This window comes from Vibrio bivalvicida (genome assembly GCF_001399455.2).
GTDB lineage: Bacteria > Pseudomonadota > Gammaproteobacteria > Enterobacterales > Vibrionaceae > Vibrio > Vibrio bivalvicida.
This window is the reverse complement of record NZ_LLEI02000021.1, coordinates 582,943-600,668: the sequence shown is the minus strand read 5'-3', so window position 1 is coordinate 600,668 and position 17,726 is coordinate 582,943. Positions and strand designations below refer to the sequence as shown.

The following is a 17,726-nucleotide window of genomic DNA, read 5'->3' as shown; positions in this document are numbered from 1 at the left end:
CATGTTAGACCAAAGTTATCACGAATACATTCCCGCAAAGGATTGGTCGATATGTCTAAATTTAGCGCCGCAGTAAAATGGCAACGAGGCACGTGCGAAGCCTTCAACGACAATAAATATAGCCGTGGTCATACGTGGCACTTCGACGGCGGCGTGGTTGTTCCCGCCTCCTCTTCCCCTGATGTTGTCCCTTTACCGCTCTCAGTAGAAGAGAACGTTGATCCAGAAGAAGCCTTTATCGCCTCTATTTCTAGCTGCCATATGCTGACTTTTCTTGGTATTGCCGCCAAACAGCGCTACGTCATAGACAGTTATATTGATGAAGCGGTCGGTTTTCTCGAGGAGGAACAATCAGGAAGAAGCTCCGTCAGTAAAGTCATACTGCGTCCAAAAATCATCTTTACTGGTGACAAACAGCCTAGCCTCGACCAGCTTAAAAAGCTGCATCATTTAGCTCACCTGCACTGTTTTATTGCAAACTCAGTAAAAACAGAAATTACCACTGAAGTTATCCAGATGGAGTACTGATGAAGATGCTACATCTTATCGCGTTCTTTGTTAGCTTCAGCATTTTTGTTATTGTCGGTCAGCAATCTAAACTATTCGGCTCAAGCAATCTTGATACCTTCCCCAAATTACCTTCGCTGCCAGATTTTGCTGTTACACACGAATTTGATGGGCCATGGATAGGTCGTAGAGTCGACGTAAATGGCATTTAAAAAACGGCATCTGCAAAGGCAGTTGGTATCTGGAAAAACAAAGCTAATTGTCGTCACCCTCTTCATGCTACACTCTGCTGCAACTATGGGGCTCTCCCCCTGATTTAATCTAGATTCAGAGTGTAAGCATGTCTTTCTCGAAACTCGGCTTAAGCCAACCCATCACTGACGCAATTTCTCAACTTGGTTATAAAAAGCCAACCGAAATTCAAACCAAAGCGATCCCAGTCATTCTCCGTGGTGAAGACCTGATTGCTGCGGCACAAACCGGTACAGGTAAAACCGCAAGCTTCGTATTACCTATTCTAGAGAAACTTAGCCAAGGCGAAACACAACGTAAAAAGCGCATCCGGGCTCTAATTCTGACTCCGACTCGCGAACTAGCCGTTCAGGTTGAACAGAAGATTCAAGATTACAGTCAGCACCTATCTCTGACCTCTCTCGCCATGTACGGTGGCGTCGACGAACAATCTCAAAAACAAGCATTGATCGAAGGTGTTGATATTCTCGTTGCAACACCGGGCCGCCTGATTGATATGTACGGCAAACGCGCGGTACATTTTGAAGAAGTCGAAGTCTTGGTGCTAGATGAAGCAGACCGCATGTTGGATATGGGCTTTATTGATGATATCAACAAAATCCTTGATCGCTTACCAACAGATATTCAGAATCTTCTGTTTTCTGCCACGCTTTCAAACAAGGTACGAGACCTAGCAAAAACAGCGGTACACGACCCTTACGAGATCTCCATTGCAGCCAATCAAGCCTCGAAGAAGAACATTGAGCAATGGCTGATTACCGTCGATAAAGACAAGAAATCTGCCCTACTGAGCCACCTAATCAATGAAAATGAATGGGACCAAGCGCTGATATTTATCGAAACAAAACACGGCGCAGCCAAGCTCGCCACTCAGCTCGAAAAGCGCGGCATTATTGCTGAAGCTTTTCACAGTGGTCGTAGTCAAGCGGTTCGCTCACAGCTTCTGGAAGACTTCAAAGCAGGTAAGATTAAGTACATGATCGCAACTGGAGTTGGCGCTCGCGGTATCGACATAGAAAGTTTAACGCGTGTGATTAACTATGATTTGCCGTTCCCTGCCGATGAGTATGTGCACCGTATCGGACGTACTGGTCGCGCTGATACTCAAGGTGAAGCGATTTCTTTCGTATCCAAAGACAACTTCAAAAACCTTTGCATGATCGAATCACGCTTGGGCCATCTCATAGAGCGCCGTGAAGTTGAAGGATTCGCCCCACGAAAACCTGTACCCATTTCAATTTTGAATTATGTACCTAAACACAAGCGTCAGCAAAAGGAAGATTAAATGACTGCCCCAACAAAAATCACCTTCTTCGAGTTTCTGACTCCATTAGTCGCCTCAGGTAAGAAGACCATAACGATTCGCGATGAATCAGAGTCTCACTACGTACCAGGCACCAAGGTTGAGGTTTTCACCCTAGAAACTGATGAAAAAGTGTGTGAGGTTAAAATCTTGTCTGTGAAACCGCTTCACTTTGATGACATTAACGAGTTTCATGCGCAGCAAGAGTACATTGAACTAGCCAAGCTGAAAAAGTTAATTCGTGAAATCTATCCTAACACGGACACCTTGTTCGAAATTAGCTATGAGCTAGTTTAAGGTTTATTATCTAATACCCATGAAGCATTTTCGCAATGTTTTTTTAGGAACTCCATAAACACCCTCACTTTAGGAGGTAGGTGTTCTCGATGCGGATAAACTGCGTAAACGCTTCTTGGCTCTAGCTCGTAGTCATTTAACACTGAAACTAAACGGCCTGCTTTGAGATGTTCTTCTACCGTTGCTTTCACTAAAGCTGAAATGCCCAACCCTTGGGCAGCAGCATCAATAATTGCATCAATAGAGTTACTCTTTAGACCGCTATTTATTCGATGTTCAACAAACTCTCCCGTTCGTTTATCTTTGAACTGACCTACGATAGGTGTTGGCAAAAAAGACAATGCTAGCCATTGATGCTCAATCAAGTCCAATGGCCGCTGCGGAGTACCGTTAACAGCAAGATATTCGGGTGAAGCAAACGTGACTATTGGAATGTCACATAGTTTGCGGGCAACTAAAGATGAGTCTTTCAATTGCCCAACTCTAACAGCAAGATCGATCCCCTCTTCTACCATATTGACGACTTCATCATTCAACTCTAAGTCAATATTTAAACTAGGATAAAGTGAACGCAGTTCTTTAATCACCGGAATCAGCATGGCACGTCCGAAAGCGACTGGGCTAGAAATCCTCAGTGTTCCTGTAGGCTGGTCTTGATACTGGCGAAGCTCATTCAGCGCGATTTCAGCCCTATCAACGATTTGCTGGCAATGACGATAGTAAACTTCTCCCACCTCAGTGAGGCTCAATTTACGTGTTGATCGGTTGATCAATCTAACTCCGACTTCTTGCTCCAATAACCGGATATGTTTACTTACCGCCGACTTAGCGATACCTAACCTTCGAGCAGCTTCAGAAAAGCTTTTTGCTTGAACAACCTTAGTAAAAACTCCTATCCGCTTTAATTCTTCCATACCTTGCCCATCCGTTCACTTATTGAGAACAGAGTAATTCAATTTATCCATCTAGTAAACTAATCGAGAACCATACAAAATTAGCTTCATCAATACAAAGCGACACATGAGGATGTAACTATGAAAAGCAGAATTTTAATGACTCTAGTTTTTACGAGTCTGGTATTAGCCCCCAGTGCTTGGGCAACAACTCAAGTCACCCAAGCAGCTAAAGGCGTTTATCAATACACGCAAGGGTATGGATTCAACTCGATGTTTGTCGTAAGTAGCGATGGCGTCATTGTTTTTGACCCGGCAAACAGTCAACACTCCCAAGCAATGCTAAACGCAATTCGTGAAGTTACGGACCAGCCAATTCGCTACGTGATTCAAAGCCATAACCACTGGGACCATTCTGGTGGCGGAAAGGTTTTCCGTGATGAAGGCGCTACCGTTCTTGCCCACCAAGAAGCCTATCAATGGATGAAAGCAAACCCTCATCCAGACCTTACGTTACCCACTGAACTGTGGTCTGGCGAGACTAAAGAGTTAATCGTTGGAGACAAAACAATTGTACTGAAATACATGGGACCTAGCCACGGATTGGGTATGACGGTAACACTGCTCCCAAAAGAGAAAGTGGCTTTCATCGCTGACTTGGTTACCCCCGAGCGAGTTATGTTTACTGTTGTTCCTGATTTCCACATCCAAGGCTGGAAAAAAGCGCTAACAGAGATTGAAAAAATGGATTTCGACACTGCGATTTTCTCTCATTCTCACTCAAATTCTCCTCTTGGGACTAAGCAAGATGTGACCCTTGAGCGCGAATATATCGAAGATCTAGAAGCAGCCATTATCGCTGAATTCCAAAAAGGGACACCTTTTGAAGAAATTCCAAGCAAAATACAGTTAGAAAAATACTCGCACTGGCATGGATATGATGATTGGCTACCAATGAATGTACTTCGCGTGATGTTAGACATGTGGATGGGCCCATACTAAAACAAGCACGTACGCTTCAAATACAAGCGCTCACTCCCTCAAGTTGAGCGCTTTTTCTCAGATATCCTCAATACGCACCACTAGACGACTGGTCTAATTTCATTTATAGTTCAGACCATGAACGAAAAGACGAACGATACTCGCCAGCATATACTCAATGTGGGCTATGAATTAGTGGTGACCAAAGGCTTTACGGCTGTTGGTTTGTCGCAACTATTAAAAGCCGCGGATGTACCCAAAGGCTCTTTTTATCACTACTTCAAGTCTAAGGAGCAATTTGGCGAAGCCTTAATCGAAGATTACTTCAGAACCTATCTTGTGCGACTGAATGCATTTTTTAACTCTGAAGAAGGTAATGCTAACGAACGATTAATGGGTTATTTCTCACGCTGGCTTGAAGTGGAAAACGGCGTATGTAATGCCAACCGCTGTTTAGTCGTAAAGCTCAGTGCTGAGGTTTCAGATTTGTCTGAGACTATGCGCGTCGCTTTAGCAGCTGGCGCAGAGCGAATCATTGAATCGATCGCTCAATGCATTCAAGCCGGTATTAAAGATGGCTCGATATCAGCGGTAAATCCTCACGCGACAGCGACACAGCTATATCAACAGTGGCTTGGCGCAAGTTTACTTAACAAGCTGGTTCAAGATCATACCCATCTTGAGCACAGCCTAGAAACAACCAAAGCGCTACTAAACTCTTAATTGCACAATTCCCGTAGTTGAAATGTCCTACGGGAATTTTTTGAAATAATAACTAGACGACTGGTCTAATAATAGGAAAATCACTCAATGACTAATAACGTAAACCGACGTATTGTACTCGCCTCTCGCCCTACAGGTGCCCCTGTAGCTGAAAACTTCCGCCTAGAAGAGTCAGAGAAGCCAGTACCACAGCAAGGCGAAATGTTACTTCGTAGCGTCTATCTATCTCTGGATCCCTATATGCGTGGTCGTATGAGCGATGCTAAATCCTACGCTGATCCTGTTGCCCTAGATGAAGTGATGGTGGGAGGGACCGTTTGCCAAGTTGAAGCTTCAAATCATCCAGATTACGAAGTTGGTGAATGGGTATTAGCCTTTACTGGTTGGCAAGACTACGGTATCTCAGACGGTGAAGGGCTGATTAAAATGGGCAAAAATCCTGCTCACCCATCTTATGCGCTTGGCGTAATGGGGATGCCTGGTTTTACCGCTTACATGGGACTGCTTGATATTGGCCAGCCTAAAGCAGGTGACACTCTTGTTGTCGCTGCGGCCACGGGGGCTGTGGGCTCTATGGTTGGTCAAATTGGTAAACTAAAAGGCTGCCGCGTTATCGGTGTGGCTGGTGGTGAAGAAAAGTGCCGCTACGCAGTCGAAAAATTGGGTTTTGATCTTTGTCTCGATCACAAAGCAGATGACTTTGAACAGCAATTAGCAGCGGCGTGTGATCAAGGCATCGATATCTATTTTGAGAACGTGGGTGGCAAGGTGTTCGACGCTGTTATGCCGCTACTCAACACAGGTGCTCGTGTTCCTCTGTGTGGCCTTATCTCTCAGTACAATGCTACTTCTTTGCCTGAAGGTCCAGACAGAATGTCGATGCTGATGGCTCAGCTTTTGATCAAACGAATCAAAATGCAGGGTTTCATTATTTTTGACGACTATGGGCACCGCTACGGAGAGTTTGCAGCAGATATGGGCCAATGGCTTGCCGAAGGAAAAATTCATTACCGTGAGCACCTCGTAGAAGGCTTTGATAAGGCTCCTGAAGCATTTATCGGCCTATTAGAAGGTAAGAATTTTGGCAAACTGGTTATCAAGACCAACGACGCACTATAAGGAACTAACATGATTAAGTTACACCATTTAAATCAATCTCGTTCCAAGCGTATTATCTGGTTGCTTGAAGAGCTAGGCGTAGACTATGAAATCGTTCCTTATCGTCGTGATAGTGTGACATTTCTAGCACCACCTGAGCTCAAGTCCATTCACCCACTAGGGAAATCTCCGGTTATTGAAGAAACGGGGAGAGTGATCACTGAGTCTGGTGCTATCACAGAGTATCTGATTGACAAATACGCGGCGGATACACTGGCTCCTGCAAGGGGGACCGACGATCACTTAGATTATTTGCAGTGGCTTCACTTTGCGGAAAGCTCCGCTGCTCTGCCGCTATTACTAAAAGTTTTCGTTGAGAAAGATGGCGCTTCGATGAACTTTTTACCTGATTACGCGGCAATCGAGCTGGATAAAGTGATGAGTTATGTTGATCAACGACTTGAAGGCAAGCGCTATCTGGTTGCTGACAAGCTCACTGGTGCCGACATTATGATGTCTTTCATCGTCGATATTCTCACCAACTTTGGTTTGCTAGAGCGCTATCCCAATATCACGAACTATGCAGAGCAACTTGCTAGCCATGAAACATGGCAAAAAGCGCAGCAGCTAGAACTCAAGTTCTCATAACCTGTTCGCTTTCAAGCTGCCAAACTCAGTTTGGCAGCCTATTACCCGGCCTTTTATGTTCTATTTTTCCTCTTAGCATCCCTCAAGATAGAAATTATCTATCGATAACATAGCTACAATCAGTTTTATATCTAAGCCCCTGCCAACTATTCTCTGTCGTAGATAAACAGTCCTGCAAGACTTGTTAAACATGAACAATTCGACTGTCACCGACAAAACAAGAATCAACCAGACAGTTGAAAGTACGCGACACTAAGGAGCAAAATCATGGAACACAAAAATAGCAACAATGGTGGTCAATGCCCAGTAATGCACGGCGGCGCAACCTCTTCAAATTCATCCAATGTCGCTTGGTGGCCAAATGCGCTTAACCTCGACATCCTTCATCAACACGACCAAAAAACTAATCCATTGGGCGCTGATTTTAACTATCGAGAGCAACTAAAAAAGCTGGATGTAGACGCGCTTAAAAACGATCTAAAAGCCTTGATGACGGACAGCCAAGATTGGTGGCCCGCGGACTGGGGACACTACGGCGGCTTGATGATTCGTATGGCATGGCACTCTGCAGGTACGTATCGTATTGGTGATGGTCGCGGCGGCGCGGATACAGGCAATCAGCGTTTTGCTCCTCTTAACTCTTGGCCAGATAACGGTAACCTTGATAAAGCTCGCCGCCTACTTTGGCCAATCAAACAAAAATATGGCAACAAAATCAGCTGGGCCGACCTTATGATTCTAGCGGGCAATATGGCCTATGAGTCAATGGGATTAGAGACATTCGGTTTTGCCTTCGGTCGTGAGGACATCTGGCATCCGGAGAAGGACATCTACTGGGGAGCGGAGCAAGAGTGGCTAGCCACCAGCGATTCAGATAACAGTCGTTATTCTGGTGAGCGCGATCTAGAGAACCCGCTAGCAGCAGTGATGATGGGGCTTATCTACGTCAACCCTGAAGGTGTCGACGGCAACCCAGATCCACTTAAAACAGCCCAAGACATGCGCGTTACTTTTGCACGTATGGGAATGAATGATGAAGAAACCGTTGCCCTTACAGCGGGTGGACATACAGTCGGAAAAGCACACGGTAACGGCGATGCGTCAAAACTAGGCGCGGAGCCTGAGCGCGCAGAATTAGAAGAGCAAGGCTTAGGATGGAACAACCATACCTCTCGCGGTGTCGGTCGCGACACAGTGACAAGTGGTATCGAGGGCGCTTGGACAACCAATCCTACACAATGGGACAATGGCTACTTCCACTTGCTGCTGAATTACGATTGGTGGCTACAAAAGAGCCCTGCGGGCGCTTGGCAATGGGAGCCAACCCATATTGAAGAGCACGATAAGCCAGTCGATGTAGAAGATCCAAGTATTCGTCATAACCCGATCATGACTGACGCGGATATGGCGCTACGATTTGATCCTGACTATCGTAAAATCTCCGAGCGTTTCTATAATGACCCTGAGTACTTCTCACAAGCCTTTGCCCGTGCATGGTTCAAGTTGACTCACCGCGATATGGGACCAAAATCTCGCTACTTTGGCCCAGACGTTCCAGCTGAAGAGTTAATCTGGCAAGACCCTGTTCCAGTAGGAAAAAGTGACTATGACGTTGCGGCAGTGAAAGCCAAAATCGCTCAAAGTGGCTTAAGCATCAGTGAGATGGTCTCTACTGCATGGGATAGCGCACGCACTTTCCGCAATTCCGATAAACGTGGCGGTGCTAACGGCGCACGTATTCGCCTTGCACCTCTAAGCCAATGGCAAGGCAACGAGCCCGAGAAGTTGGCTAAAGTGTTGCCGATAGTAGAAGGCATTGCGAACGAATTCGGTATTAGCGTCGCAGATACCATTGTTTTAGCGGGTAATGTTGGTATTGAGCAAGCGGCGAAAGCTGCGGGTACTGAAGTGTCGGTTCCTTTTGCTCCAGGACGTGGTGACGCAACAGCAGAACAAATCGATATCGAAACATTTGAGGTACTTGAGCCTGTGGCTGACGGCTTCCGAAACTGGCAGAAGAAACACTACGCCGTCAGCCCAGAAGAACTGATGCTAGACCATGCTCAATTGCTAGGCCTAACCGCACCTGAAATGACGGTACTAATCGGTGGTATGCGAGTACTCGGCACAAACCATTCAGGCACTCAACATGGTGTATTCACGGATAATATTGGCGCACTCACTAACGACTTCTTCGTCAACTTGACGGATATGCGTTATACGTGGAAGCCAACAGGTCGTAATTCGTACTCAATCATCGAACGTACAAACGGCGAACAAAAATGGACTGCAACTCGCGTTGACTTAGTCTTTGGTTCTAACTCAATCCTGCGAGCTTACGCTGAGGTTTACGCACAAGACGATAGCAAAGAGAAGTTTGTTCAAGACTTTGTCAAAGTATGGACTAAGGTCATGAATGCAGATCGCTTTGATTTAAAACAGTAACTGACGCGCCTCCACTCTCTCCAAGGAGCAGTGGAGGCATAAACGGATTGTTGAAAGCGGTTAATCGCTTGGAAAAATCGCCCAAGTTGCACTAGTTTTAATGATGTAACCAAAATTAAGAAATGAGGCGCATATAACGCCTCATAATCTATAAAGTAAGTGTTACCAGTGAGGAGAGTTGGTTATGAAAGGCTTCGATTTCTTTAAGTTGTTTGATACCAAAGAACTATTCATCTATTACTGATGTTTCGCTACCGCTTTCATCAGTACCGACGTATCCATACGCCCGAAGCCATCTTGCTGCAGTTCGGCGTATTGTTCGTCCACCTTTTTAGTTAAAGGTAGCTCTACTCCAACGCGCTCTGCTTCTTTAAGACAGAAGCCCAAGTCTTTACGCATCCAATCAATCGCAAAGCCAAAATCAAACTTATCTTGTGACATTGTCACGGCGCGATTTTCCATCTGCCACGAGCCTGCCGCACCATGCTTTAATGTTTCAACGACTTGCTCAATATCTAAACCTGACTTCTGCGCAAGTAACAGCGCTTCACTTAAACCTTGCAAGATGCCACCGATACAAATCTGGTTAACCATTTTACAGCGCTGGCCTTGACCATTTTCCCCGAGTAACGTCATCTGTTTAGCATAAACATCCATGACTGGTGCAACTTGATCAAATATAGCCTGTTCACCACCACACATGATGGTTAGTACCCCATTTTCAGCCCCTGCTTGGCCGCCAGACACTGGTGCATCAATAAAGTGGTTGCCATTGGTTTGAGCCGCTTTTGCGAGCTCTACCGCTAATTCAGCGGACGTCGTCGTGTGGTCAACTAACACTGCGCCTTGCTTTAGACCTGCAAATACCCCATCTTCGCCGTAGATAACACTGCGCACGTCATCATCGTTACCCACGCAGACGAATACAATGTCACAATCCTGTGCGGCTTGTTTTGGCGTCTCACACGCAGTGCCTTGGTAATCATTAGCCCATTGCTCTGCTTTGGCTTTAGTACGATTGAATACCTTAGTTTCATAGCCTGCTTTACTTAAAAAACCAGCCATTGGATAGCCCATCACACCTAGACCCACAAAGGCTACTTTTTGCTGACTCATCCCTATCTCCTTTTGATTTTTATCATTAGGCGAACAGTCTACTAAACATTGTTGCTATAGTTCACTAGAAACCCGAAAAGATTATCGACAGATAAAGAAAAAGCCCCAACTTGGGGCTTCGTGAAGGTAAAGCGATTAACTACAGTTTGTCGTCCAAGACGAACCCTGATCCTTTGAACATTCGTTTGATGATGTGCCATTGTGATAATGTGTATTCTTCGTCCACCGACCATCCGAATATTTTGTAATGCTTATAGTATTGTATTTAAATGGTGTTACTGCTATCTGCTGGTGTTTAGCTCTCCACCATGAGTCTGAATCAAATGTAGAGCTATCATTAAAGTCTGTAGTCAGATGGTTCAAACGATCCAAGGTACTACGATTAAATCCAACAACCTTGTTTTCTACGTTAACCAAGTCTGTATAAGGTACTTTGCCGTTCTCATACTTGAAATGAGAATCTGCAACAGTGAAACCATCTCTATAGTTGTTAGCAACCCTTGCGGTCAGAGTTTGAGCATACCCGGCCCCAACACTTTTACTCGCACAACTCGCCCAGTCGGGTTCTTGGGTGTACGAGCTGTTAGTTAAACTGTATGTCGTTAATGCATCAGGTCGTACAACCTGATCAAGGGACTCTTGAATATCACAAGTATAGGTTTTATCGTCACGAACCCAAATCGTCGCATTCTTGGAATAATCTAAACCATCTTTATGCTGGGTATTTCGTTCAGTTTGTCTAGTCAGCAAAAGTTCGGTTTGTAAATCTTCAGAAACCTCATATTCTTTGTGAACAAGTTTTGTATCCGTCATAACAGTTATAACTTTGTACCACTTGTCTACTTGTTGCTTCTTCACGTCATCCCAGTATTTCCAATAGTAATCAACATAAGCTTGATGCGCTCCAGCATTTACGGCTTGAATTGATTTAGTATCGCTATACGACTTCTTAATCGCTGGCATCATTTTTTGGGCAAGCTGATAAACCGTATCATCCTTTTCCTTAATGAAATCGCCGTATATTTTATCCACCGCAATGTTGTATCGCTGAGCAATACGTTGATCAAGCTGCTTCACATTTTGAATAACTTTGTCTTGCGTGTTTACTGCGGATTTCAATTGCGTACAGCTCGTAATTCCGCCTTTATGTAAGTCTTCTTGAATTTGATTCCATAGCACAGTAGTCAATGGAGTCGTCGACTTAATTTCATGCTCACTGCTCAGAGTCATCGCAGGAGGAAAAACCAGTTTATACGGTTCTGTAATCGGTGTGTTCGGGTTATCTGCATCAATCGCACCTACAGGCACATTAACCACAATTGGTGCAAAATCGATACAATCAGAATTAGCACCAGCCAACGAGAGGCTATAACTACCCTCTTTATTCGTGATTGCGCTAGGCTCTCCAGAATCCAGTATTCCGTTGTAGTTAAGATCGATAAATGCTGTTGCACCAGAAATGTAACCGTCGATTGCGACACCCTTAATACTGCGAGTTTGCGTCGCAGTAGTTGGGGTTGATGAGCCACCATCACCACCTCCCCCACACGCGACAACGCCGGCAGAGAGTGAAACTACAGCAATAAGTTTTAGATTCATGACAAAAATCCTGAATTACAATGAGAGACAAAAAACGCGCCATTGGGGGAATGGCGCGTGGCGTCATGGCAGTAATGAACGCGAGTCTGATATTAACTACCTTCAACAAGAAAAAACATGAAAGGAATTAGGAGGGATAGTGCATGTTTTCTATCAAGTATTTTTATTAATCCAAAGATTGTAGAAGTCGCTGTACCCACCTTTGCTTATTTCAACGCCTTGAACTTCCACACTACAGGTAACTTTTTCTTTACCATGAAATAGTGGCAATAACTGTTGGTGGCGGTATAAAGATTGCTCAATTTCTTTCAAAGCTTGGTATGGGTTTTGGTGACTTACTGCCTGTTGAACGGTTTCACAGTGTTTTTGCATCGCTTCATCATCGTAAATAAACCGCAGACCTGATGAGGCAAGTAGCCAATCATATAGCCCAAACTCTTGAGGTTGCTCGATAATTTCCTCGATGAACAAGATATCAGCTTGATCTCTCATCGCACCAGGGTCACTGATGTTTTCAAGTGTTTTTATATCCACTGTGACGCCCGTTTTCTCAATTACATCTTTCAACCAAGCGACCGTTTTCTTTAACAACGGAATCGTTAGTTTAGGCTTTGTGATTACTAGATGCCCTTCTAAGCAAGGAGGCACAGCCTGCATTATCTTGTGCTTATGTTGCGAAAAACTTAGATCATCAACGACTAAATCGGAGTCAAAATTCTTTCGTTGACTCTGCACATAATCAAGAAGCTTTTTAATGGTAGCTTGCGTAATTTCTGCGTCATTTCGATAATTGATCGCTAAGTAAGAAAGAGCATTGATCATACTCTCTTCCACCACACCTTCTTTATGATTAAAACTCAAATTGTAATCGTTTAACTCAGAAGCTTCAGTCAGAGTAATTTGATCAAGCAGTGCACTATGGCCGTAATACTTATTATGCCTTTTTAAAACCAAGCGCTCGCTATCCCACTCTTTAACGAAAAACGGCCCAGTTCCAACATTTACGCTTAGTCCACTAGCAAACTCTATCTTGTCTTCCCCGTATATCGAAGTATGCGGAAGACATAGTATGTATAGAAAAAACGGATTCGCTTGATAGAGCTCAATTGTAAGTTGGTTCCGACTAACCACTTTGATGTCGCAAACTTGTTCAAGTAGGTATTTAACTGGCCCGTCAATCAGCATCAACTGATTTAAACAATCCATAACTTGCGTCACTTCCAAGCGCTTGCCATTGTGACATATAACTTCAGGCCTTAGCCAAAGATGGATAAACCGTCCCTCAACTTGCCAGCAGTGAGCTAGTCCAGCTTGAACTTTCCCTTCTGGATCCTGTTCTAGCAATGTGTTGTATATACTGCGCAGTATTTGTAGCTCCGCCAATCTATATGTACTGGCAGGTTGAAGCCTATCAACCCAGGGGTATTGGGTTATTAGTAAGTTTCCGCACTCCTCATTAAGCTGGTTTTGCTTTTCTGTAGCTAAGGTAAGCGCTTTAACGGCGGTTTCGCCGAAAAGCTCCATCATTCGAGTAATATTGGAAAAACGGCCCTGCTCAAGCTCTGCAACGAATAGCTTCTCTAGCACACCACATAGGGTCACCTTAATTTGTAACTGACTCAGATTACCTCTGCCTTTCGAAGGTACCCAGCAAATCCAGCCTTCATCAGACAAGCTTTTAATAATATTTGACGTGTTTCGTCGCGAAGTCGAGAAAGCTACCTCTAACTCTTCGATCGCCAAATGGTAAACCTTTTCCGGTTCATATTTTAGTAGTAGCTGCTGTAGTCTACGTAAGTTTGCGTCGCTCAATGGTTATCCAATAAGTTTTGTAAATTCAATTGCATAATATTGCAGGCTGCATGAAAACATATAACATTCGTTTTGCCAATCACTAGCATAGAAAACTGAAATTGCATTGGTACTTTTCGCCTACTCATAAATGATACCTTAGTAAGTATTTTATAAATTTCACCCCTACAGAGCGTGAGCAGAATTCCGGGTTTACATTTAAACGCTACAAATAGTGAGCGACAAAAATATCATCATTATGAATACCAATAACGAGAAAACCCTATGAAAAAAATAACATCATTATTCGCTGTCACAGCCGCACTCAGTGTTTCACAAGCTGCCAGTGCCGATACTATACTCCACGCTTTCAACTGGAAGTATCAAGACGTTACTAGCAATGCCCAGCAAATCGCTGCCAACGGGTATAAGAAAGTGTTGATTTCACCTGCTATGAAGTCAAGTGGAACTCAATGGTGGGCACGCTACCAACCTCAAGATTTACGTGTTATCGACTCACCGTTAGGTAATAAACAGGACCTAGAGGCCATGATTGCAGCATTAAGAGCTCAAGGTGTCGACGTTTATGCTGATGTGGTACTCAACCACATGGCGAATGAGTCATGGAAACGCAGTGATCTTAACTACCCAGGTACCGAAGTACTCAGCGATTACTCTACTCGTGCGAGCTACTACGTTAACCAAAAATTGTTTGGCGACTTAAGTCAAAACCTATTCTCTTCATCAGATTTTCACCCTGCAGGCTGTATAACGAATTGGAATGATCCAGGTCACGTTCAGTACTGGCGCTTATGCGGTGAAAATGGTGACACAGGTCTACCTGATCTTGATCCAAACAACTGGGTTGTAGCCCAACAAAAGAGTTACCTAAAAGCCCTTAAAGCCATGGGAATCAAAGGCTTTCGAATCGATGCTGTTAAGCATATGAGCCAGTATCAAATCGATCAAATCTTCTCTTCCGATGTTACGTCAGGAATGCATGTATTTGGTGAAGTAATTACCAGTGGAGGGAAAGGTGACTCTGGCTACGAAGCATTTTTGGCGCCTTACCTAAACAATACCAACCATGCTGCATACGACTTCCCACTTTTCGCTTCAATTCGTGGTGCGTTCTCATTTGGTGGTGGTCTAAATCAGTTACATGATCCACAAGCGTATGGACAAGCGTTGGAAGATGCACGCGCGATTACTTTCACTATCACTCATGATATTCCAACCAATGATGGTTTCCGCTATCAGATTATGGACCCTACAGACGAGAAACTCGCCTACGCCTATATTCTCGGTAAAGACGGGGGTACACCACTTATTTACAGCGATGAGCTACCCGACAGTGAAGATAAAGATAATGGCCGTTGGGCAAATGTCTGGAACGACTCAAATATGGTAAACATGCTGAAGTTCCACAACGCTATGCAAGGTAAGCCAATGACCATGCTGCAAAGCGACCAATGTACTTTGCTGTTTAAACGTGGCAAAGAAGGGGTGGTTGGCATTAACAAATGTGGTGAAAGCAAATCCGTTACTGTGGATACCTACCAACATGAGTTTAACTGGAACATGCCTTATAAAGATACATTGAGTTCAGACACAACGACTGTGAACTCGCGCTACCATCAATTCACTATACCTGCCCGTACGGCGAGAATGTGGAAGCTGTAATTTAACTGCCGTGCAAAAGGCCTAATTGTGCTTAGGTCTTTTGCACATTATCTAACAAGTTCACTCTCGCTACTCCCCTAACCTATCGCTTTTACTATAATTATTTGTGTGCCAGAATGTTCGACCACACTGTTATGGATTAAGCCGTACCTATGAACTTTCAAGCTGCCATCTTTGATATGGATGGCCTACTACTCGACACAGAGCGCGTGTGTATGCGTGTTTTTAAACAAGCATGTGAAAAGGTCAATCTCCCTTTCTATGAAGACGTGTATCTATCGATCATTGGTCGAAACTCAGCTGGCATCGACACGATCCTTCGCCAAGCCTACGGTAAGGACCTAGACCGACTTCACGCAGAATGGCGAAAAGACTACGATGCAATTGTGAAACACCAAGCAATTCCCGTTAAAGACGGAGTGATCGAATTATTAGATTGGCTCAAAAAGAATAAAGTCCCAACCGCAGTGGCAACCTCTACCCATCGCGAGGTTGCAACAGTTAAACTTGAACTAGCTGGGTTGTCGAAATACTTTGATTGCCTAACCTGTGGCTGTGAAGTTGCGCACGGTAAACCTGATCCAGAAATTTACTTGCTTGCTGCGCAGCGACTGAATGTCCACGCAGATCAGTGTCTTGCATTTGAAGACTCAAATAACGGCATTCGCAGTGCCGTGGCCGCCCACATGACAAGTTTCCAGATCCCAGACCTTGTCGAACCGTGCGAAGAAGTAAAGGCACTTGGACACCAAATCTTACCCTCTTTATCGGATGTGCTAACCTACTTGAAAGCAAATCGCTGATTGCTGTTGGGTTCAATAGAATTGGCATTTTAGTCATTGCTTATATCCTTTGCCAACCTTCAATAACCAGTTGTTCTAATAAAAAGCTCCATGTGGGCTTTTTATCCGTTCGATATATCCCAACCTTTAGTATTGCCGGATAACAATCTGAATAAGGAATAACAATGACAAACCAATACGTACCACCCAAAGTCTGGAAAATAGACGACGAGAATGGCGGCCAATGGGCAAGCATCAATCGTCCTGATTCTGGTGCCCGTCACGAAAAAACGTTACCTGTTGGTCAGCACCCTCTCCAGCTCCATTCAATGGGTACTCCAAATGGTCAGAAAGTCACAATCATGCTCGAAGAATTGCTTGCACTCGGCGTGAAGGAAGCCGAGTACGACGCATACTTAATTAATATTGGCGAAGGCGACCAGTTTGGTTCCGGCTTCGTTGAGATAAACCCAAACTCAAAAATTCCTGCATTAGTTGACCAATCAGGCGATACTCCGATTAATGTTTTTGAGTCAGGCAATATTCTGCTTTACCTTGCAGAGAAATTCGGCCACTTCCTGCCAAGTGAAGTTACTGCAAAAACTCAAGTCATGAACTGGTTGTTTTGGCTTCAGGGTTCTGCCCCTTACCTTGGTGGTGGATTTGGTCACTTCTACGCCTACGCGCCGGAGAAGTTCGAATACCCGATCAATCGCTTTGCAATGGAAACAAAACGCCAGTTAGATGTTCTCGACAAACAGCTGGCAAACAACACTTTCATCGCGGGTGAAGAGTACAGTATCGCCGATATTGCTATCTGGCCTTGGTATGGCAACCTAGTGCTAGGTAAAACCTATGATGCTGCAGAATTCCTAGATGTTGATAGCTACAAAAACTTGAAACGCTGGGCAGAGCAAATTGAAGCTCGACAAGCTGTGCAACGCGGTCGTATTGTTAACCGAGCTTGGGGTGAGGATTGGGAGCAAGTTCCTGAGCGCCACAGTGCTGAAGATATCGATAAAGTAATGGCATTAAAAGCTTAGTCCTATCTAATAGATCTCTCAAAGCCCTGCTAAACATTTAGCAGGGCTTTTATTTTTTTGACCACAAAGAATTGAGCCCAACCCCTCACAATCGAAATCCACCACAAAACAAAGGGTTGATTCGAAAAATTTAATTGATAATAATTATCATTACATTAAACTGAGGTGCATATGGATAATCAACAATTGCTTTATAACGCATTCTACAAATCTCAGGATCGATTTCTTGATCGTTATACTCAATGTGGATTTGAACCTGATGTCATTCACGACTACATACATTGGGGCATGTTGCTGGCGTCTCAATACGAGTCTGGAGCCGACAACGAAAATCCACTTCTGTGTGAGCTTTTCCTGCGCCAACTCTATTTTCACCTGCTTGATGCGATTCAAGATCCATTACGCAGCCGAATTTTTCGTCGAGTCTGCCTAGACTCTATCCATACCCCATTGATGTGCCTAAAGCGCTACTACTATCAATGGGAAGATGGTGATGTTCAGTTTTTGCACCTAAAACAACAACTACAGCGCATACAAGCGCCATTAGACTAATTCAAAAGGACCT

The 17,726-nt window shown here is 44.4% G+C and carries 17 protein-coding genes; 13 read left to right on the top strand and 4 right to left on the bottom strand.

Features of this window, described 5'->3' with window-relative positions; translation table 11 throughout:
* Positions 1 to 51: 51 nt before the first annotated feature.
* The 4 genes from APB76_RS07940 to yqfB all read left to right on the top strand — a co-directional run bounded on the left by APB76_RS07940 (position 52) and on the right by yqfB (position 2,359).
* Positions 52 to 528 (top strand): OsmC family protein, encoded by a 477-nt coding sequence (locus APB76_RS07940; protein WP_054962162.1) that lies wholly within the window; start codon positions 52 to 54, stop codon positions 526 to 528.
* Complete coding sequence (locus tag APB76_RS07935; RefSeq protein ID WP_237767890.1) at positions 528 to 719, top strand: hypothetical protein; 192 nt, start codon at positions 528 to 530, stop codon at positions 717 to 719. The genes APB76_RS07940 and APB76_RS07935 overlap by 1 nt, the downstream gene beginning before the upstream one ends.
* A gap of 128 nt (positions 720 to 847) precedes the next feature.
* Positions 848 to 2,044: a DEAD/DEAH box helicase gene (locus APB76_RS07930; protein WP_054962161.1), complete on the top strand. Its 1,197-nt coding sequence runs from the start codon at positions 848 to 850 to the stop codon at positions 2,042 to 2,044.
* Complete coding sequence (gene yqfB / locus APB76_RS07925) at positions 2,045 to 2,359, top strand: N(4)-acetylcytidine aminohydrolase (protein WP_049846019.1); 315 nt, start codon at positions 2,045 to 2,047, stop codon at positions 2,357 to 2,359. It abuts the gene before it with no gap.
* Here the strand turns inward: yqfB and APB76_RS07920 are convergent.
* Positions 2,356 to 3,273 carry a LysR family transcriptional regulator gene (locus APB76_RS07920; RefSeq protein WP_049846018.1) on the bottom strand — a complete coding sequence of 306 codons (918 nt, stop codon included), beginning with the start codon at positions 3,271 to 3,273 and terminating at the stop codon, positions 2,356 to 2,358. The two genes, yqfB and APB76_RS07920, sit on opposite strands and share 4 nt — an antisense overlap.
* Positions 3,274 to 3,393: 120 nt before the next feature.
* On the opposite strand from APB76_RS07920, the gene APB76_RS07915 reads away from it, so the two are divergent.
* The 5 genes from APB76_RS07915 (at position 3,394) to katG (ending at position 9,147) form a co-directional block, all read left to right on the top strand.
* Entirely contained in the window at positions 3,394 to 4,254 is an 861-nt protein-coding gene (locus APB76_RS07915; protein ID WP_054962160.1) for an MBL fold metallo-hydrolase, read from the top strand.
* Between the two features lie 117 nt (positions 4,255 to 4,371).
* Complete coding sequence (locus APB76_RS07910) at positions 4,372 to 4,956, top strand: TetR/AcrR family transcriptional regulator (protein ID WP_054962159.1); 585 nt, start codon at positions 4,372 to 4,374, stop codon at positions 4,954 to 4,956.
* Between the two features lie 87 nt (positions 4,957 to 5,043).
* Positions 5,044 to 6,075, top strand: a complete 1,032-nt coding sequence (locus APB76_RS07905) for an NADP-dependent oxidoreductase (RefSeq protein ID WP_054962158.1) — start codon at positions 5,044 to 5,046, stop codon at positions 6,073 to 6,075.
* 9 nt (positions 6,076 to 6,084) lie between these two features.
* The gene (locus APB76_RS07900) at positions 6,085 to 6,702 is read left to right on the top strand and encodes a glutathione S-transferase family protein (RefSeq protein WP_054962157.1); all 618 of its coding nucleotides are present in this window, start codon (positions 6,085 to 6,087) and stop codon (positions 6,700 to 6,702) included.
* A gap of 267 nt (positions 6,703 to 6,969) precedes the next feature.
* Positions 6,970 to 9,147, top strand: a complete 2,178-nt coding sequence (katG, locus tag APB76_RS07895) for a catalase/peroxidase HPI (protein WP_054962156.1) — start codon at positions 6,970 to 6,972, stop codon at positions 9,145 to 9,147.
* Positions 9,148 to 9,384: 237 nt separating this feature from the next.
* On the opposite strand, the gene APB76_RS07890 is transcribed toward katG, so the two are convergent.
* The 3 genes from APB76_RS07890 to APB76_RS07880 all read right to left on the bottom strand — a co-directional run bounded on the left by APB76_RS07890 (position 9,385) and on the right by APB76_RS07880 (position 13,674).
* Entirely contained in the window at positions 9,385 to 10,269 is an 885-nt protein-coding gene (locus APB76_RS07890) for an NAD(P)-dependent oxidoreductase (protein ID WP_330220427.1), read from the bottom strand.
* 129 nt (positions 10,270 to 10,398) lie between these two features.
* Positions 10,399 to 11,862, bottom strand: a complete 1,464-nt coding sequence (locus APB76_RS07885; RefSeq protein WP_054962154.1) for a hypothetical protein — start codon at positions 11,860 to 11,862, stop codon at positions 10,399 to 10,401.
* A 153-nt stretch (positions 11,863 to 12,015) separates the two neighbouring features.
* On the bottom strand, positions 12,016 to 13,674 hold the full coding sequence (locus APB76_RS07880; protein ID WP_054962153.1) for an ABC transporter substrate-binding protein: 1,659 nt from the start codon (positions 13,672 to 13,674) through the stop codon (positions 12,016 to 12,018).
* Positions 13,675 to 13,938: 264 nt separating this feature from the next.
* Here APB76_RS07880 and APB76_RS07875 point away from each other — a divergent pair, with 264 nt between their 5' ends.
* The 4 genes from APB76_RS07875 (at position 13,939) to APB76_RS07860 (ending at position 17,713) form a co-directional block, all read left to right on the top strand.
* The gene (locus APB76_RS07875; RefSeq protein ID WP_054962152.1) at positions 13,939 to 15,336 is read left to right on the top strand and encodes an alpha-amylase family protein; all 1,398 of its coding nucleotides are present in this window, start codon (positions 13,939 to 13,941) and stop codon (positions 15,334 to 15,336) included.
* Between the two features lie 152 nt (positions 15,337 to 15,488).
* Positions 15,489 to 16,139: an HAD family hydrolase gene (locus APB76_RS07870; protein WP_049846008.1), complete on the top strand. Its 651-nt coding sequence runs from the start codon at positions 15,489 to 15,491 to the stop codon at positions 16,137 to 16,139.
* A 164-nt stretch (positions 16,140 to 16,303) separates the two neighbouring features.
* Entirely contained in the window at positions 16,304 to 17,161 is an 858-nt protein-coding gene (gene yghU, locus APB76_RS07865) for a glutathione-dependent disulfide-bond oxidoreductase (RefSeq protein WP_054962151.1), read from the top strand.
* 171 nt (positions 17,162 to 17,332) lie between these two features.
* On the top strand, positions 17,333 to 17,713 hold the full coding sequence (locus APB76_RS07860; RefSeq protein ID WP_054962150.1) for a hypothetical protein: 381 nt from the start codon (positions 17,333 to 17,335) through the stop codon (positions 17,711 to 17,713).
* Positions 17,714 to 17,726 lie beyond the last annotated feature (13 nt).

Excerpts from the sequence above, each read along its gene's own strand:
- APB76_RS07900 (WP_054962157.1), top strand. The coding sequence starts at position 6,085 with ATGATTAAGTTACACCATTTAAATCAATCTCGTTCCAAGCGTATTATC.
- katG (WP_054962156.1), top strand. The coding sequence starts at position 6,970 with ATGGAACACAAAAATAGCAACAATGGTGGTCAATGCCCAGTAATGCAC.
- APB76_RS07860 (WP_054962150.1), top strand. The coding sequence starts at position 17,333 with ATGGATAATCAACAATTGCTTTATAACGCATTCTACAAATCTCAGGAT.
- APB76_RS07915 (WP_054962160.1), top strand. The coding sequence starts at position 3,394 with ATGAAAAGCAGAATTTTAATGACTCTAGTTTTTACGAGTCTGGTATTA.
- APB76_RS07875 (WP_054962152.1), top strand. The coding sequence starts at position 13,939 with ATGAAAAAAATAACATCATTATTCGCTGTCACAGCCGCACTCAGTGTT.
- APB76_RS07905 (WP_054962158.1), top strand. The coding sequence starts at position 5,044 with ATGACTAATAACGTAAACCGACGTATTGTACTCGCCTCTCGCCCTACA.
- yqfB (WP_049846019.1), top strand. The coding sequence starts at position 2,045 with ATGACTGCCCCAACAAAAATCACCTTCTTCGAGTTTCTGACTCCATTA.
- APB76_RS07920 (WP_049846018.1), bottom strand. The coding sequence starts at position 3,273 with ATGGAAGAATTAAAGCGGATAGGAGTTTTTACTAAGGTTGTTCAAGCA.
- APB76_RS07885 (WP_054962154.1), bottom strand. The coding sequence starts at position 11,862 with ATGAATCTAAAACTTATTGCTGTAGTTTCACTCTCTGCCGGCGTTGTC.
- APB76_RS07935 (WP_237767890.1), top strand. The coding sequence starts at position 528 with ATGAAGATGCTACATCTTATCGCGTTCTTTGTTAGCTTCAGCATTTTT.
- APB76_RS07870 (WP_049846008.1), top strand. The coding sequence starts at position 15,489 with ATGAACTTTCAAGCTGCCATCTTTGATATGGATGGCCTACTACTCGAC.
- yghU (WP_054962151.1), top strand. The coding sequence starts at position 16,304 with ATGACAAACCAATACGTACCACCCAAAGTCTGGAAAATAGACGACGAG.
- APB76_RS07930 (WP_054962161.1), top strand. The coding sequence starts at position 848 with ATGTCTTTCTCGAAACTCGGCTTAAGCCAACCCATCACTGACGCAATT.
- APB76_RS07940 (WP_054962162.1), top strand. The coding sequence starts at position 52 with ATGTCTAAATTTAGCGCCGCAGTAAAATGGCAACGAGGCACGTGCGAA.
- APB76_RS07910 (WP_054962159.1), top strand. The coding sequence starts at position 4,372 with ATGAACGAAAAGACGAACGATACTCGCCAGCATATACTCAATGTGGGC.